The organism is Rhodococcus sp. ACPA4 (assembly GCF_002300185.1).
Taxonomy (GTDB): domain Bacteria; phylum Actinomycetota; class Actinomycetes; order Mycobacteriales; family Mycobacteriaceae; genus Rhodococcus_F; species Rhodococcus_F globerula.
Window position 1 is genome coordinate 1,041,762 of the sequence record NZ_NSDY01000001.1, and the last position, 14,931, is coordinate 1,056,692.

The 14,931-nt window shown below is 63.0% G+C and carries 16 protein-coding genes; 15 read left to right on the forward strand and 1 reads right to left on the reverse strand.

Features of this window, described 5'->3' with window-relative positions:
• Window positions 1–68 precede the first annotated feature (68 nt).
• The 14 genes from CJ178_RS04900 to tpiA all read left to right on the forward strand — a co-directional run bounded on the left by CJ178_RS04900 (window position 69) and on the right by tpiA (window position 13,598).
• Window positions 69–416 (forward strand): MmcQ/YjbR family DNA-binding protein, encoded by a 348-nt coding sequence (locus tag CJ178_RS04900; RefSeq protein ID WP_033232253.1) that lies wholly within the window; start codon window positions 69–71, stop codon window positions 414–416.
• A gap of 64 nt (window positions 417–480) precedes the next feature.
• Entirely contained in the window at window positions 481–1,164 is a 684-nt protein-coding gene (gene rpe / locus CJ178_RS04905; RefSeq protein ID WP_033232252.1) for a ribulose-phosphate 3-epimerase, read from the forward strand.
• A gap of 10 nt (window positions 1,165–1,174) precedes the next feature.
• Window positions 1,175–2,227, forward strand: coding sequence for a bifunctional diaminohydroxyphosphoribosylaminopyrimidine deaminase/5-amino-6-(5-phosphoribosylamino)uracil reductase RibD (gene ribD / locus CJ178_RS04910; protein ID WP_033232139.1), 1,053 nt, complete (start codon window positions 1,175–1,177; stop codon window positions 2,225–2,227).
• A gap of 6 nt (window positions 2,228–2,233) precedes the next feature.
• On the forward strand, window positions 2,234–2,842 hold the full coding sequence (locus CJ178_RS04915) for a riboflavin synthase (RefSeq protein ID WP_033232138.1): 609 nt from the start codon (window positions 2,234–2,236) through the stop codon (window positions 2,840–2,842).
• 151 nt (window positions 2,843–2,993) lie between these two features.
• Window positions 2,994–4,268, forward strand: coding sequence for a bifunctional 3,4-dihydroxy-2-butanone-4-phosphate synthase/GTP cyclohydrolase II (locus tag CJ178_RS04920; RefSeq protein ID WP_033232137.1), 1,275 nt, complete (start codon window positions 2,994–2,996; stop codon window positions 4,266–4,268).
• The gene (ribH, locus tag CJ178_RS04925; protein WP_045067685.1) at window positions 4,265–4,762 is read left to right on the forward strand and encodes a 6,7-dimethyl-8-ribityllumazine synthase; all 498 of its coding nucleotides are present in this window, start codon (window positions 4,265–4,267) and stop codon (window positions 4,760–4,762) included. Before CJ178_RS04920 ends, ribH begins: the two co-directional genes overlap by 4 nt.
• On the forward strand, window positions 4,759–5,226 hold the full coding sequence (locus tag CJ178_RS04930; RefSeq protein WP_033232135.1) for a PH domain-containing protein: 468 nt from the start codon (window positions 4,759–4,761) through the stop codon (window positions 5,224–5,226). The genes ribH and CJ178_RS04930 overlap by 4 nt, the downstream gene beginning before the upstream one ends.
• A 75-nt stretch (window positions 5,227–5,301) precedes the next feature.
• Window positions 5,302–7,464, forward strand: a complete 2,163-nt coding sequence (uvrC, locus tag CJ178_RS04935) for an excinuclease ABC subunit UvrC (protein ID WP_095886255.1) — start codon at window positions 5,302–5,304, stop codon at window positions 7,462–7,464.
• Window positions 7,461–8,360 carry an RNase adapter RapZ gene (rapZ, locus tag CJ178_RS04940; protein WP_172935485.1) on the forward strand — a complete coding sequence of 300 codons (900 nt, stop codon included), beginning with the start codon at window positions 7,461–7,463 and terminating at the stop codon, window positions 8,358–8,360. The genes uvrC and rapZ overlap by 4 nt, the downstream gene beginning before the upstream one ends.
• Window positions 8,357–9,412, forward strand: a complete 1,056-nt coding sequence (locus CJ178_RS04945) for a gluconeogenesis factor YvcK family protein (protein ID WP_095886256.1) — start codon at window positions 8,357–8,359, stop codon at window positions 9,410–9,412. The genes rapZ and CJ178_RS04945 overlap by 4 nt, the downstream gene beginning before the upstream one ends.
• Window positions 9,409–10,386: a DNA-binding protein WhiA gene (gene whiA, locus CJ178_RS04950; protein ID WP_172935629.1), complete on the forward strand. Its 978-nt coding sequence runs from the start codon at window positions 9,409–9,411 to the stop codon at window positions 10,384–10,386. Before CJ178_RS04945 ends, whiA begins: the two co-directional genes overlap by 4 nt.
• Before the next feature lie 168 nt (window positions 10,387–10,554).
• Window positions 10,555–11,574 carry a type I glyceraldehyde-3-phosphate dehydrogenase gene (gene gap, locus CJ178_RS04955; protein WP_033232131.1) on the forward strand — a complete coding sequence of 340 codons (1,020 nt, stop codon included), beginning with the start codon at window positions 10,555–10,557 and terminating at the stop codon, window positions 11,572–11,574.
• 17 nt (window positions 11,575–11,591) lie between these two features.
• A complete protein-coding gene (locus CJ178_RS04960; RefSeq protein ID WP_033232130.1) occupies window positions 11,592–12,803 on the forward strand; it encodes a phosphoglycerate kinase in 1,212 nt (403 codons plus the stop codon).
• A 6-nt stretch (window positions 12,804–12,809) separates the two neighbouring features.
• Window positions 12,810–13,598 carry a triose-phosphate isomerase gene (gene tpiA / locus CJ178_RS04965; protein WP_095886257.1) on the forward strand — a complete coding sequence of 263 codons (789 nt, stop codon included), beginning with the start codon at window positions 12,810–12,812 and terminating at the stop codon, window positions 13,596–13,598.
• A gap of 66 nt (window positions 13,599–13,664) precedes the next feature.
• Here the strand turns inward: tpiA and CJ178_RS04970 are convergent, their stop codons facing one another.
• Entirely contained in the window at window positions 13,665–14,447 is a 783-nt protein-coding gene (locus CJ178_RS04970) for a tyrosine-protein phosphatase (protein WP_033232128.1), read from the reverse strand.
• 186 nt (window positions 14,448–14,633) lie between these two features.
• On the opposite strand from CJ178_RS04970, the gene secG reads away from it, so the two are divergent.
• Window positions 14,634–14,867, forward strand: a complete 234-nt coding sequence (gene secG / locus CJ178_RS04975) for a preprotein translocase subunit SecG (RefSeq protein WP_033232127.1) — start codon at window positions 14,634–14,636, stop codon at window positions 14,865–14,867.
• Window positions 14,868–14,931: the final 64 nt, after the last annotated feature.

Sequence of the window (14,931 nt, forward strand, 5' to 3'; positions counted from 1 at the left end):
GACCGACCAAAACGGCGCACAGGGGTGGGGAGGTGACTTCCGGCCCCCGGAGTCGTATGGTTCCCTCCATGGTTACGTGGGAACAGGTTGTCGTACTCGCTTCGGCGCTTCCGTCAGTGGAGGAATCGACGTCGTACAACACCCCGGCACTCAAGGTGGCAGGCAAGACATTTGCGCGCTTGCGAACCGAAGCCGAGGGCGCATTGGTCGTGATGTGTGGTCTGGACGAGAAAGAGGCGCTGCTCGCCAGTGGGGAAGCGCCGTTCTTCACGACGGATCACTACCACGGGCACGGTTCGATCCTGGTGCACCTCGAACTGATCGAGGAGGATCAGTTGGCGGAAATGCTCGAGGACGCATGGCGGATCAAGGCTCCGTCGAAGGTGCGCAAGCTTCGCGCCGCAGTCAAGCACTGACAGATTTTCGACCGCACCGACGGGCGTGCACAGGGGCGCAGACGCCACGGCTAAACTCGGGCACGTGGCTTCCCCGATGATTGCACCGTCCATTCTGTCCGCCGATTTTGCACGCCTCGCCGACGAAGCGGCCGCCGTTGCCGGTTCTGATTGGCTTCACGTCGACGTGATGGACGCGCATTTCGTTCCGAATCTGACACTGGGTCTTCCGGTGGTCGAAAGCCTGCTCAAGGCAACGGATATTCCGCTCGACTGCCATCTGATGATCGACAACCCCGAGCGCTGGGCGCCGCCGTATGCCGAGGCCGGTGCATACAACGTCACGTTCCACGCCGAAGCCACCGATGATCCGCGTTCGGTTGCCCGCGACATTCGCGCTGCCGGTTCCAAAGCAGGTCTGAGCATCAAGCCAGGAACCGACATCGAGCCTTACCTCGAAATCCTCAAAGATTTCGACACGTTGCTGATCATGAGCGTCGAGCCAGGCTTCGGTGGGCAGTCCTTCATGCCGCAGGTCCTCGAGAAGGCCCGCACGATTCGTAAGCTCGTCGACTCGGGCGAGCTGAAACTGCTTGTCGAGATCGACGGCGGCATCAACGCGGACACGATCGAACAGGCCGCAGAAGCGGGCATCGATTGCTTTGTCGCCGGTAGCGCTGTGTACGGCGCGAGTGACCCCGGAGAAGCTGTGCGCAAGCTTCGTGCGCAGGCCGCATCCGCGTCGCCGCACCTGACGCTGTCGGTCTGAGAACACCGACATGGCAAAGGCTGTTCCGGTGTCGAGTTCTGATCTCGACGCCGCAATGCAGATCGCGTTGACTGCTGCTGATTCCGCACGCGGGTTCACCAGCCCCAACCCGCCCGTGGGCGCCGTCATTCTGGGCGCCGACGGAACCATTGCGGGCGTGGGCATGACTCAGCCCCCAGGTGGTCCGCATGCGGAGATCGTGGCTCTTACCGAAGCCGGCCGGGCAGCGCGCGGCGGCACGGCGGTGGTCACGCTCGAACCTTGCAACCATCAGGGGCGGACCGGGCCGTGTTCACAGGCGTTGATCGACGCCGGTGTGGCGGCCGTGGTTTATGCCGTCGGCGACCCCAATCCTGAAGCGTCCGGTGGTGCAGCGACGCTGATGCGCGCCGGAATCTCGGTCACGTCCGGACTACGAGCGGCTGAGGTCGAAGCGGGTCCGCTGCGCGCCTGGCTGCACAAGCAGCGCACCGGCCGTCCGCACATCACGTGGAAGTACGCGGCGAGCCTCGACGGCCGCAGCGCTGCCGAAGACGGCACGAGTCAATGGATCACGGGTCCGGCTGCTCGAGCACGCGTACATGCCCAGCGGGCGCAGGTCGACGCAATCGTGGTGGGTACCGGCACGGTCTTTGCAGACGATCCCTGGTTGACCGCGCGTCAGCCGACGGGGGACCTCGCGGCCCATCAGCCGGTGCGCGTGGTAGTCGGGAAGCGTGAAATACCCTCGACTGCAAGGATTCTCGACGACGCGGCTCCGACGCTGATCTTGAATACGGAGAGTATCGACGAGGTTGTCGAGGCGCTCACCGAATATACGGACGTGCTGCTCGAAGGCGGACCACGCCTGGCGGGTGCATTCCTGGCCGCAGGGTATGTCGACGTCATCGAGGCGTACATCGCTCCGATCCTGCTCGGCGGGGGAGCGTCGGCGCTGGTCGACGCGGGAGTACACACCATCGCCGATGCTCGCCGGTTCCACTTGGAGTCCGCGGTAACGATTGGCCCCGATATTTTGTTGAGTCTGGTTCCGGAGAATTCCGCTCCGGGGAACGAGGAGTAGGCACGCGTGTTCACTGGAATTGTTGAAGAACTCGGCGAAGTTGTCGCCAAGGAAGAACTGGTCGACGCCGCGCGCTTCACGGTGCGCGGACCGTTGGTCACCTCCGACGCCGGTCACGGTGATTCCATCGCGGTGAACGGCGTCTGCCTCACGGTTGTCGACGTACTCGACGACGGTTCCTTCACTGCAGACGTCATGCAGGAGACGCTGAACCGTTCGAGCCTCGCGAGCTTGGCTGTCGGCAGCCGCGTCAATCTCGAGCGCGCAGCAGCACTCAACAGCCGTCTCGGTGGACATCTCGTGCAGGGCCACGTCGACGGTACCGGCCACGTCATCTCCCGTTCGCCGTCCGAGAACTGGGAGATCGTGCGGATTTCGCTGCCCGAGTCCATCTCGCGGTACGTCGTGGAGAAGGGTTCGATCACCGTGGACGGTGTGTCCCTGACGGTGTCGGCGCTGGGAGGTGAGCGTGGGTTCGAGTACTTCGAGATCTCGCTCATTCCGACGACGCTGGAGTTGACGACACTCGGAACCGCGACGATCGGCACACCGGTCAATCTCGAGGTCGACGTGATCGCGAAATACGTCGAACGGTTGCACGCTGCCGGTAGGTAGGACCGCCTCGATCGGGTCTTGACGGACGGTCGTAGGGTTGGTAACAGGGTTGGTCAGTAGGCTTGGCCAGTAGGGTTGTCGGTGCATCCACATCGGATGTACTCGTTGTTTTCGATGATGACTAGTAGTCAAGACTTTGGAGTGCGAGCACGTGACCAGGTTCGACAGTATCGAGCGCGCAGTAGCAGATATCGCTGCAGGTAAAGCTGTTGTCGTTGTGGACGACGAGGATCGTGAGAACGAGGGCGACCTGATCTTCGCCGCAGAGAAAGCCACTCCTGAACTGGTGGCGTTCATGGTTCGGTACACGTCCGGTTATCTCTGTGTTCCGCTCGACGGAAACGACTGCGACCGTCTGGGCCTGCCCCCGATGTACGCCACCAATCAGGACAAGCACGGCACTGCATACACGGTGACCGTCGACGCCCGTGAGGGAATCGGCACCGGTATCTCGGCGTCGGATCGCGCTGCGACCATGCGTCTGCTCGCCGACCCCAACTCCGGTGCCAACGATTTCACTCGTCCCGGCCACGTCGTCCCCTTGCGGGCGAAGGAAGGCGGAGTTCTCCGTCGTCCCGGACATACCGAAGCCGCAGTCGATTTGGCTCGTATGGCTGATCTTCGTCCCGCCGGTGTCATCTGCGAAATCGTCAGTCAGAAGGACGAAGGCGCAATGGCTCAGACGGACGAGTTGCGCGTGTTCGCCGACGAGCACAACCTGGCGTTGATCTCGATTGCCGATCTCATCGCGTGGCGTCGTAAGCACGAAAAGCACGTCGTCCGCATTGCCGAAGCCCGTATCCCGACGCGTCACGGTGAGTTCACCGCAGTCGGCTACACCAGCATCTACGACGAGGTCGAACACGTTGCGCTGGTGCGCGGCGACATCGCCGGCCCCGACGGTGACGGCAGCGATGTTCTCGTGCGCGTGCACTCCGAGTGCCTGACCGGTGACGTGTTCGGCTCACTGCGCTGCGATTGTGGTCCGCAGCTCGATGCCGCACTGGACATGGTGGCGCAGGAAGGCCGCGGCGTCGTTCTGTACATGCGCGGACACGAGGGTCGTGGAATCGGCCTGATGCACAAGCTGCAGGCTTACCAGTTGCAGGACGCCGGCTCAGACACGGTCGACGCCAATCTCGAACTCGGGCTCCCCGCTGACGCCCGTGACTACGGCATCGGCGCGCAGATCCTCGTAGATCTGGGCATCTCGTCGATGCGTCTGCTGACCAACAACCCGGCCAAGCGTGTCGGCCTGGACGGTTACGGACTGCAGATAACCGACCGGGTTCCGATGCCGCTGCGTGCCAACGCCGAGAACCTCACGTACCTGCGCACCAAGCGCGACCGGATGGGCCACGATTTGATCGGACTCGACGAGTACGAAGCCGCTCAGGAAGCCGTCAAGCAGGACGGTGCGGTATGAGCGGTGAGGGACAGCCCCAGCTGGCTATCGCCGAAGCGAAGGACTTGAAACTGGCGATCGTTGCGGGGCAGTGGCACGCGACAATTTCCGAAGCGCTGATCGCGGGTGCTCAGCGGGTGGCCGCAGAGGCGCAGATCAAAGATGTGACGTTGATCCGCGTCGCCGGCGCCATCGAACTGCCCGTCGTTGCACAGGCGTTGGCCAGGACGCACGATGCCGTTGTTGCGCTCGGTGTGGTCATTCGCGGTGGTACACCGCATTTCGAGTACGTCTGTGACGCGGTGACAGCTGGTCTGACGCGGGTCTCGCTCGACGAGAGCACACCGGTCGGCAACGGCGTCCTGACCACCGATACCGAACAGCAGGCCCTGGATCGTTCCGGTTTGCCCGGTAGTGTCGAGGACAAGGGTGCGCAGGCCTGTGCCGCAGCATTGGACACGGCGGTCACCTTGCGCCACCTACGACAGCCATGGACTGAGGATTCGTTTCGATGAGCACACCTGACGACAACTGGGAACTGATCGCGAAACCGCGCAAGTCGACGCGATACGCGATCGGGGTTGCGGCTCTCCTGGTCATCGTCCACGTCACTCTGGCAGTCTCGCTGCGAAGCGGATCGACCGGCGTGTACTTCCGCGCGGCCGATCAGCTTGCGATGGCCACGATCGGCTGTGTTCTCGCCGGTGGTGTTCTGCTGCTCACCCGCCCTCGGGTGCGAGCGGGTCAACGGGGTATCGCGGTTCGCAACATTCTCGGCGAGAAGATCGTCGAGTGGGATCTGTTCGAAGGCCTGTCGTTCCCTGACGGTGCCGCGTGGGCCAGGATCGAACTGCCGGACGACGAGTACATGCCGGTCATGGCGATCCAGTCCAACGACCGCGAATACGCGGTGGACGCCGTCGTGAAGCTGCGCGAAATCGCTGACCGCTACGCCCCGGCAGCACACGAAAGCAACTGACGTTCGCCAGGCCGATTCGTCGGACACCACCTGCGTGTTTCCGAATCGGTCGGTGGCGACGACTAACGTGGAACTGTGCCGGATCCTTCGACTTATCGCCCCGCCACCGGAACAATCCCGGTGGCGCCTGGCGTCTACAAATTTCGTGATCCGCATGGTCGGGTCATCTACGTCGGCAAGGCCAAGAGCCTTCGTTCGCGTCTGAACTCGTACTTCGCGGACGTCACGACGCTTCATCCCCGCACCAGGCAGATGGTGACCACGGCCGGCAGCGTCGAGTGGACGGTCGTCAGCACCGAAGTCGAAGCGCTACAACTCGAATACAACTGGATCAAGGAGTTCGATCCACGGTTCAATGTTCGCTATCGCGACGACAAGACGTATCCCGTTCTTGCGGTCACGCTGAACGAAGAGTTTCCGCGGCTGTTCGTCTACCGCGGTCCACGGCGCAAGGGTGTCAGGTACTTCGGTCCGTACTCGCACGCGTGGGCCATCCGAGAAACACTCGACCTATTACTTCGGGTGTTCCCGGCCCGCACGTGTTCCGCCGGAGTGTTCAAGCGCCACAACCAGATCGGCAGACCGTGTCTGCTCGGGTACATCGACAAATGCTCTGCGCCGTGTGTGGGCCGTGTCAGCCCCCAGGAACACCGGCAGATCGTCGAGGACTTCTGCGACTTCCTCGCCGGGCGCACAGACAAGTTGGTGCGTGACCTCGAGAAGAAAATGCAGCAGGCGTCCGATGACCTCGATTTCGAGACCGCGGCGCGACTACGCGACGATATCGGAGCCCTCCGCAAGGCGCTCGAAAAGCAGGCCGTCGTGCTCGGCGACGGCACCGATGCCGACCTCGTCGCGTTTGCGACTGATGACCTCGAGGCCGCGGTCCAGGTATTCCACGTGCGCGGCGGTCGGGTGCGGGGTCAACGCGGCTGGGTAGTGGAGAAGGCCGGTGACGCCATCGACTGGGCAGCTCTCGACGCAGACTCCGACCTCCCGATTCTGGTCGAGCAGTTCCTGACCCAGTTCTACGGCGAGCAGGCATCCCTCGAACCGGGGAGCGACCCGGAATCGGGTTCGAGCGCCGTTCCTCGCGAGGTGCTGGTTCCGGTACTTCCTCCCAACGCCGCTGAGATCCAGGTGTGGCTCAGCACCCTTCGTGGTTCTCAGGTTCAGCTGCGAGTTCCGCAGCGCGGCGACAAGAAGGATCTCGCCGAAACCGTGCAGCGCAACGCGAAAGAAGCTCTGGCGCAACACAAACTCAAGCGAGCGGGAGATTTCACGTCACGATCGGCTGCGCTTCAAGGTATCCAGGAAGCCCTCGATCTGGACTCGGCGCCGCTGCGAATCGAGTGTGTCGACATCAGTCACGTTCAGGGCACCGACGTGGTTGCCTCGCTCGTCGTGTTCGAGGACGGCTTGCCCCGCAAATCCGATTACCGCCATTACGCGATCAAGGAAGCTGCAGGCGACGGGCACTCGGACGACGTCGCGAGCATCGCCGAGATCACGCGTCGACGGTTCCTCCGACACAACCGTGACCTCGGAATCCTGGCCAATTCGGCCGCAGGTATGGACGCGGACGGCGGCGACCTGGCGCCGGAAGCGGCGATCGATCCTCAGACCGGTCGACCACGACGCTTTGCCTATCCGCCCAATCTGTTTGTGGTTGACGGTGGTGCGCCGCAGGTCAATGCCGCCGCCGCCGTGCTCGACGAGCTCGGTGTCACCGACGTAGCCGTCGTCGGACTCGCGAAACGACTCGAAGAAGTGTGGGTGCCTAACGAGGAGGATCCGGTGATCCTGCCTCGGACCAGTGAATCGCTGTACTTGCTGCAACGAATCCGCGACGAAGCGCACCGCTTTGCCATCACCTTCCACCGCAGCAAGCGCTCGCGTCGCATGACGGCGTCGGTGCTCGATTCGGTCAAGGGACTGGGGGAGACCCGGCGAACCGCGCTCGTGTCCCATTTTGGTTCCGTGGCAAAACTCAAGACCGCGACCGTCGAGGAAATCATGGAGGTCCCCGGCATCGGTGCCGCTACGGCGCGGGCCGTACTCGACGCTTTGGGCGGGGAACCTGCACAGACCGTCAACCGAGCGGAAGCGCTGCCGGGCGGGGTAGGGGATGATAAACAGGACGTGGAGTTCGAAATGTCGGATCAGCTGGTTCGGCAGTTACCGGACTCCGTGTCGAGCGAACCATCCATATCGACGACGGGGCAGAGTGCCGAGTGACCACAGACAGCGCAAACGACAGCCGAACCATGGACTTTCTCTTGGTCACGGGATTGTCCGGCGCCGGACTGAGTACTGCAGCCAAGGTTCTCGAAGACCTCGGCTGGTATGTAGCGGACAACCTACCGCCCGAATTGATCTCGCGAATGGTCGGATTGAGCCTGACGTCTGATCCACCGGTTGACCGACTTGCCGTGGTGATCGACGTGCGGTCTCGACTGTTCACCGGTGATCTCGGCTCGGTCCTCATGGAATTGGAAGCCGCGCCGATCCACACGCGTGTCCTCTATCTGGAGGCGTCCGACGACGTTCTGATCAGGCGGTTCGAGCAGGTTCGCCGTAGCCACCCGCTTCAGAACGAGGGCGTCGATGGCACACTCGCAGAAGGTATCGCCGCGGAGCGTCGGCAGTTGGCCGTGGTCAAGGCTGCCGCCGACTTGGTGATCGACACGTCTGCGCTCAAGGCACATCAATTGCGGCAGAAGATCGAAACGGCTTTCGGGGTCGAGGCGAACCGAACCATGAAGGTCACCGTGCAGTCGTTCGGGTTCAAATACGGTTTGCCCATCGACGCGGATCTCGTGTGCGACGTGCGTTTCCTGCCCAATCCGCATTGGATTCCCGAACTCCGCGATCACACCGGCCAGGAGGCCGGCGTTCGCGATTACGTCCTGTCTCAGGACGGCGCCGAAGACTACCTCGACACCTATCTGCATCTGCTCGACCTGACGATCGCCGGATATCGTCGAGAAGGAAAGCGCTACATGACAATTGCTGTGGGTTGCACCGGTGGGAAACATCGAAGTGTGGCCATGTCCGAGGCTCTTGCACGCAAGTTGGGCAGTGAGGCCGACATCGCGGTCAGCATCGTGCACCGAGATCTGGGCCGCGAATGAGCGGTTCGACGGGGCAGGATCTTCGGGGGCCCGCGGTCGTCGCTCTCGGTGGTGGTCACGGACTGTTTGCGACGCTGCAAGCTGTTCGCCGACTCACCTTCGACGTGACTGCCGTGGTCACTGTCGCAGACGACGGCGGCTCGTCCGGTCGCTTGCGCGCCGAACTCGGTGTGATCCCGCCTGGTGACCTTCGGATGGCGCTGGCGGCGTTGGCTGCCGACGAACCCGATGTCAGGGACTGGACGCGCACCATCCAGCACCGTTTCGGTGGTGTCGGCGCGTTGGCCGGGCATTCGGTGGGCAACCTGATTCTGGCCGGCCTCACCGAGGTGCTCGGCGACCCGGTTCAGGCGCTCGACGAGATGGCGCGACTGTTGCGGGTGCGCGGGCGGGTGCTGCCCATGTCGCCGATCGCGCTCGACATCGAAGCCGACGTTCAGGGTTTGGAAGAAGACCCTCGCGTCAGCCGGTGTATCCGCGGTCAGGTTGCAGTGGCGACCACGCCGGGAAAGGTGCGACGCGTGCGGCTGTTGCCGGCAAATCCGCCCGCGAGTCCCGACGCGGTGGCTGCCATCGGACGAGCTGACCTCGTGGTGCTCGGACCTGGCTCGTGGTTTTCCAGTGTCATCCCACACGTGCTCGTCCCGGAATTGGTCGATGCTCTCTCGTCCACCGAAGCCCGAAAGGTGCTCGTTCTCAATCTTGCTCCGGAACCTGGGGAGACGGCCGGATTCTCGGCAGAGCGTCACCTGCACGTACTCTCCCAGCATGTGCCCGATTTCCGGGTTGACTACGTCGTCGTCGATTCTGCGTCGGTTCCGCCGGGACGGGAACGTGAACATCTGGCGCGGGCAGCGCAACAATTTCACGCCGAAGTCCGATATGCGGACGTCGCCGATACCGCGGCGGGTTCGGCGCATATCCACGATCCGGTGAAACTCGCCGAGGCCCTCGCCCAACTGACCGGGCGGACAGGCACTCTCGAACCGGCCAATGGGGCCGGCACCGATCATCCAACAGCAGAACAGAGGGAGAACACTTCGTGGCAATGACAGCGGAGGTCAAGGACGAACTGAGCCGGTTAGTGGTGACTCAGGTCAGCTGCCGAAAGGCTGAGGTCTCCGCACTGCTCCGATTTGCCGGCGGACTCCACATCGTCGGTGGCCGGGTTGTCGTCGAGGCCGAGGTGGATCTGGGATCCACCGCGCGTCGGCTACGCCGCGAGATCTTCGATCTCTTCACCTACAGCGCCGACGTTCACGTGTTGAGCGCGGGTGGGCTGCGAAAATCAGCCCGCTACATCGTGCGCGTTGCCAAGGAAGGCGAAGCCCTCGCACGCCAGACCGGGCTGCTCGATCTGCGTGGCCGGCCGGTCCGCGGCCTGCCGGCTCAGGTTGTCGGCGGAAGCGTCGGTGACGCCGAAGCAGCTTGGCGCGGAGCATTTCTCGCACACGGTTCCCTGACCGAACCAGGCCGGTCCTCGGCGCTCGAAGTGAGCTGCCCCGGGCCCGAAGCGGCACTCGCGCTGGTCGGTGCTGCTCGCCGTCTGGGGATCTCGGCGAAGGCCCGCGAAGTGCGTGGAACGGATCGCGTCGTGATCCGCGACGGTGAGGCGATCGGTGACCTCCTGACCCGGATGGGCGCTCAGGACACTCGCCTCGTCTGGGAAGAGCGTCGGATGCGCCGCGAAGTGCGGGCAACGGCCAACCGGCTCGCGAACTTCGACGACGCCAACCTGCGACGCTCGGCTCGGGCTGCCGTGGCGGCCGCCGCGCGTGTCGAGCGGGCCCTGGAAATCCTCGGTGAGGATGTTCCGGATCATTTGGCTGCCGCAGGTGCCCTGCGCGTCGAACATCGCCAGGCGTCGCTCGAGGAGTTGGGACAGCTCGCTGACCCGCCGATGACGAAGGACGCTGTCGCGGGGCGTATCCGGCGTCTGCTGTCGATGGCCGATCGCAAGGCGAAGGAAACCGGCATTCCGGACACTGAATCCGCAGTCAACTCGGAGCTACTCGAAGAGGGATGATGGTCCCTCGCCGGCGGGGTCTTCAGGGTGGGCTGCGCACTCTGGAGCCAAGCACATTAGGGTAAGGGTCACATCGACCGATGAACCCCACGTCCGCGTCGTGCACACACGGATTCGGAACTGCGTGGGTCAAGTTGCACACCAGAATCATGGTCAAAGGAGCGAATTGTGACTGTCCGGGTTGGCGTAAACGGTTTCGGCCGTATCGGACGTAACTTCTTCAGGGCGGTGGATGCGCAGAAGGCGCTCGGAACCACCGATATCGAGATCGTGGCAGTCAACGACCTGACTGACAACGCGACGCTCGCTCACCTGCTGAAGTACGACTCCATCCTCGGCCGCTTGCCGTACGACGTGTCGCTCGACGGTGACGACACGATCGTCGTCGGCGATCAGCGCATCAAGGCCCTCGCACACCGCGGCCCGTTGAACGAGCTTCCCTGGGGCGAGCTGGGCGTCGACGTCGTCGTCGAGTCCACCGGCATCTTCACCGACGCAGCAAAGGCCAAGGGACACCTCGAAGCCGGCGCGAAGAAGGTCATCATCTCGGCTCCGGCCAAGGGTGAAGACATCACCATCGTCATGGGCGTCAACGACGACAAGTACGACGGCAGCCAGAACATCATCTCCAACGCCTCGTGCACCACAAACTGCCTCGGCCCCATCGCCAAGGTCCTCGATGACGAGTTCGGCATCGTCAAGGGTCTGATGACCACGATCCACGCGTACACGCAGGATCAGAACCTTCAGGATGCGCCGCACAGCGACCTCCGTCGCGCCCGCGCAGCCGCTCTCAACATCGTTCCGACCGGCACGGGCGCTGCCAAGGCAATCGGCCTGGTTCTCCCGCAGCTGCTCGGCAAGCTCGACGGTTACGCACTGCGCGTGCCGATCCCCACGGGTTCGGTCACCGACCTCACCGCGAACCTGAAGAAGTCGGCTACCGCTGACGAGATCAACGCCGCGATGAAGGCTGCAGCCGAGGGCCCCCTCAAGGGCATCCTCAAGTACACCGACGCACCGATCGTCTCGTCGGACATCGTCACCGACCCGCACTCGTCGATCTTCGACTCGGGTCTGACGAAGGTCATCGACGACCAGGTCAAGATCGTTTCCTGGTACGACAACGAGTGGGGCTACTCCAACCGCCTCGCCGACCTCATCGGCCTCGTCGCCAAGTCACTCTGAGCGGAGTTTCGATAACAGTGGCAGTTCAGACGCTGAAGGATCTGCTGGACGCTGGGGTCGAGGGGCGCACCGTACTGGTGCGTTCCGACCTCAACGTCCCGTTGGATGGCGGAGAAATCACGGACCCGGGCCGCATCGTCGCGTCCGCTCCCACCTTGCGGGCACTTGCCGAGGGTGGAGCGAAGGTCATCGTGACCGCGCACCTCGGGCGCCCCGACGGTCAGCCCGATCCCAAGTTCTCCCTCGCACCGGTTGCCGCGAAGTTGGCCGAAATCCTCGGTCGCAACGTGCAACTCGCCGGTGACGTCGTGGGACAGGACGCGCTGGCTCGTTCCGAAGGACTCACCGACGGTGACGTCCTGATGCTCGAGAACATCCGTTTCGACCCTCGCGAGACCAGCAAGGACGAAGCCGAGCGGGTCAAGCTCGCCAAAGCTCTCGTCGAGCTGGTCGGTGATGACGGCGCATTCGTCTCCGACGGATTCGGTGTTGTTCACCGCAAGCAGGCGTCGGTCTTCGACGTCGCGAAGCTGCTCCCGCACTACGCGGGTTACCTCGTCGGCGCCGAGGTCGAGGTGCTCGCCAAGCTCACGCAGGACGCGGCGCGTCCGTACGCAGTGGTGCTCGGTGGCTCCAAGGTCTCGGACAAGCTGGCCGTCATCGAGGCACTGGCACCCAAGGTCGACACACTGGTGATCGGCGGCGGAATGTTCTACACGTTCCTCGCGGCTCAGGGTGTGTCCGTTGGCAATTCGCTGTGCGAAGAGTCCATGATCGAGACCTGCAAGAGCCTCCTCGACCGGTACGCGGACGTCATCCACATCCCTCAGGATGTTGTTGTCGCGGACTCCTTCTCGGCTGATGCCGAGTCGAAGATCGTTCCGTTCGACAAGATTCCCGACGGCTGGATGGGTCTGGACATCGGACCGGAGTCGGTCAAGCGCTTTGCCGCGATCCTGACCGGAGCCAAGACGGTGTTCTGGAACGGCCCGATGGGCGTGTTCGAGTTCCCGAAGTTCGAAGCCGGCACCCGCGGTGTTGCGGAGGCAATCGTCGAAGCAACCGCCAAGGGCGCGTTCAGCGTCGTCGGCGGCGGCGACTCTGCTGCGGCTGTCCGCCAGCTCGGAATCCCGGACGAAGGCTTCTCGCACATTTCCACCGGCGGCGGCGCTTCCCTCGAATACCTCGAGGGTAAAGAGCTTCCCGGCATCGCAGTACTGGAAGGCTGATCCGACATGGCACGTAAGCCGTTGATCGCCGGCAACTGGAAGATGAATCTGAACCACCTCGAGGCTATCGCCCTGGTGCAGAAGATCGCGTTCTCCTTGCCTGCGAAGTACTTCGACAAAGTGGACGTCACGGTTATCCCGCCGTTCACCGACATCCGTAGCGTCCAGACGCTGATCGAGGGCGACAAGCTCCTGCTCACGTACGGCGCGCAGGACGTCTCCGCTCAGGACAGCGGTGCATTCACCGGCGAGATCAGCGGCTCCATGCTGGCCAAGCTCGGATGCACCTACGTCGTGGTCGGACACTCGGAGCGTCGCACCCTGCACGGTGAGACCAACGAGCTTGTCCTCGCCAAGACCAAGGCTGCCTTGAAGAACGACCTCACACCGATTGTGTGCATCGGTGAGGGCCTCGAGATTCGCGAAGCAGGCAACCACGTCGCCTACAACGTGGAGCAGCTCAAGGGTTCTCTGGCCGGCTTGAGCGCGGAGGAGATCTCCAAGATCGTCATCGCGTACGAGCCTGTCTGGGCAATCGGCACCGGTCGAGTCGCTTCTGCTGAGGACGCTCAGGAAGTGTGCGCAGCGGTTCGCGGCACGGTCGCCGAACTCGCCGACGCTGACGTGGCTGCAGGCGTACGAGTCCTGTACGGCGGCAGCGTCAGCGCCAAGAATGTCGGAGAGATCGTCGGCCAGGCCGACGTCGACGGCGCTCTTGTCGGCGGCGCGTCACTCAAGGCGGACGAGTTTGCCACGTTGTCTGCGATTGCAGCGGGCGGGCCACTGCCTAGCTAGCATGTGATCTGAAAAGAACAGTGGGCGCGTAACCGAAATGGTTACGCGCCCACTGTTTTTGCATTCTCAGGCAACCAGTTTTGAGCCGAGTGCGTCGATGGTGTCGGCGGTGAGGCCGAGTCCGTCGTGCAGATAGTTCTCAATTGACGAGTAGCTGGCGCCCACCTGCTCGAAGGCTGCACCGAGGTAACTCTCCTCGACGGTCAACATGACACGGACCACGTCGGCCCGACCGATCGCAGCCGTTTGAGCAATACGCTCGGCAGCCGCGTCGACGTAAGCCGCGGAGTAGGTGTTGGTGAGCAGATAATCGTCGACGATGGTCTCCTGCGGAACCCCTGCGAGAGTCTGCAGCAACGCTGCTGCCCAACCCGTGCGATCCTTTCCGGCGGTGCAATGGAACAACTGGGGTCCCGGTGTTGTCGCGAGCGCGGTAAGCAATTGGGAGAACCCGGCGCGGGTCGCGTCGTCGGTCACAAAACTGCGATTGAGTTCGCGCATGAAATCCTGCGCAGAGTCGACGGTGCGGATTGCCAGAGCCGAGTTCTGAATTGTTCCCGGAAGGATCGGGATGTGTGTGTACTTGGCTGCCGAGAGAATGGTGTCCGGGGTTTCCGAAGCCTCGGCCTCGGAGCGAACGTCGTAGACGGCGGTCAGGCCCAACGATTCGACAACAGCCAGATCCGCCCCGGTGGGGATGAGGACGTTGGCACGGTAGAAGACACCGCGCCGCATGGTGGTCCCGCTTGATGTCGAGTATCCGTTTCCGGCGACATCTCGGAAGTTGTGGACGGAAGCGAGACGCGGAGTGCTCTCGTGTGTTGTGGGACCAGTGGTGTCGGTGTGCATCAGAACAAGCCTTCCGAAGGTAACGTCGCGTCACTTCGAAACTAGCGGGCCGGAAACTCGGCGTTGTGATCGGTACCACCGAACGAGACAACCTGTCGCACGGGTATGTGGTCGGGTTAGCTGTGATCGCCTGTATGGTGTTATCGGTTGTAGTTGTCCCTATTGGATTGGTGGCCGTAGACAGACATGGAACTGTTCTTGGATATCCTGCTGGTCATCACCAGCTTGCTCTTGATTCTGCTGGTGCTGCTGCATCGGGCCAAGGGCGGCGGGCTGTCGAGCCTGTTCGGCGGCGGTGTCCAGTCCAGCCTGTCCGGATCGACAGTGGTCGAGAAGAACCTCGACAGATTGACTGTTTTCACCGCTCTGATCTGGGTCATTTCGATCGTCGGCATCGGCCTGGAGATCAAGTTCGCCTGATCGCCTCCCATCACGTATTTCACACAGAACCCCGCCATCGAGCGGGGTTCTGCGTTTCCGTTGA

What these genes read in the sequence shown, in the direction of transcription:
- CJ178_RS04900 (WP_033232253.1), top strand. Translation starts at nt 69, where the DNA reads ATGGTTACGTGGGAACAGGTTGTCGTACTCGCTTCGGCGCTTCCGTCA.
- ribD (WP_033232139.1), top strand. Translation starts at nt 1,175, where the DNA reads ATGGCAAAGGCTGTTCCGGTGTCGAGTTCTGATCTCGACGCCGCAATG.
- ribH (WP_045067685.1), top strand. Translation starts at nt 4,265, where the DNA reads ATGAGCGGTGAGGGACAGCCCCAGCTGGCTATCGCCGAAGCGAAGGAC.
- CJ178_RS04930 (WP_033232135.1), top strand. Translation starts at nt 4,759, where the DNA reads ATGAGCACACCTGACGACAACTGGGAACTGATCGCGAAACCGCGCAAG.
- CJ178_RS04945 (WP_095886256.1), top strand. Translation starts at nt 8,357, where the DNA reads ATGAGCGGTTCGACGGGGCAGGATCTTCGGGGGCCCGCGGTCGTCGCT.
- whiA (WP_172935629.1), top strand. Translation starts at nt 9,409, where the DNA reads ATGACAGCGGAGGTCAAGGACGAACTGAGCCGGTTAGTGGTGACTCAG.
- tpiA (WP_095886257.1), top strand. Translation starts at nt 12,810, where the DNA reads ATGGCACGTAAGCCGTTGATCGCCGGCAACTGGAAGATGAATCTGAAC.
- CJ178_RS04970 (WP_033232128.1), bottom strand. Translation starts at nt 14,447, where the DNA reads ATGCACACCGACACCACTGGTCCCACAACACACGAGAGCACTCCGCGT.
- secG (WP_033232127.1), top strand. Translation starts at nt 14,634, where the DNA reads ATGGAACTGTTCTTGGATATCCTGCTGGTCATCACCAGCTTGCTCTTG.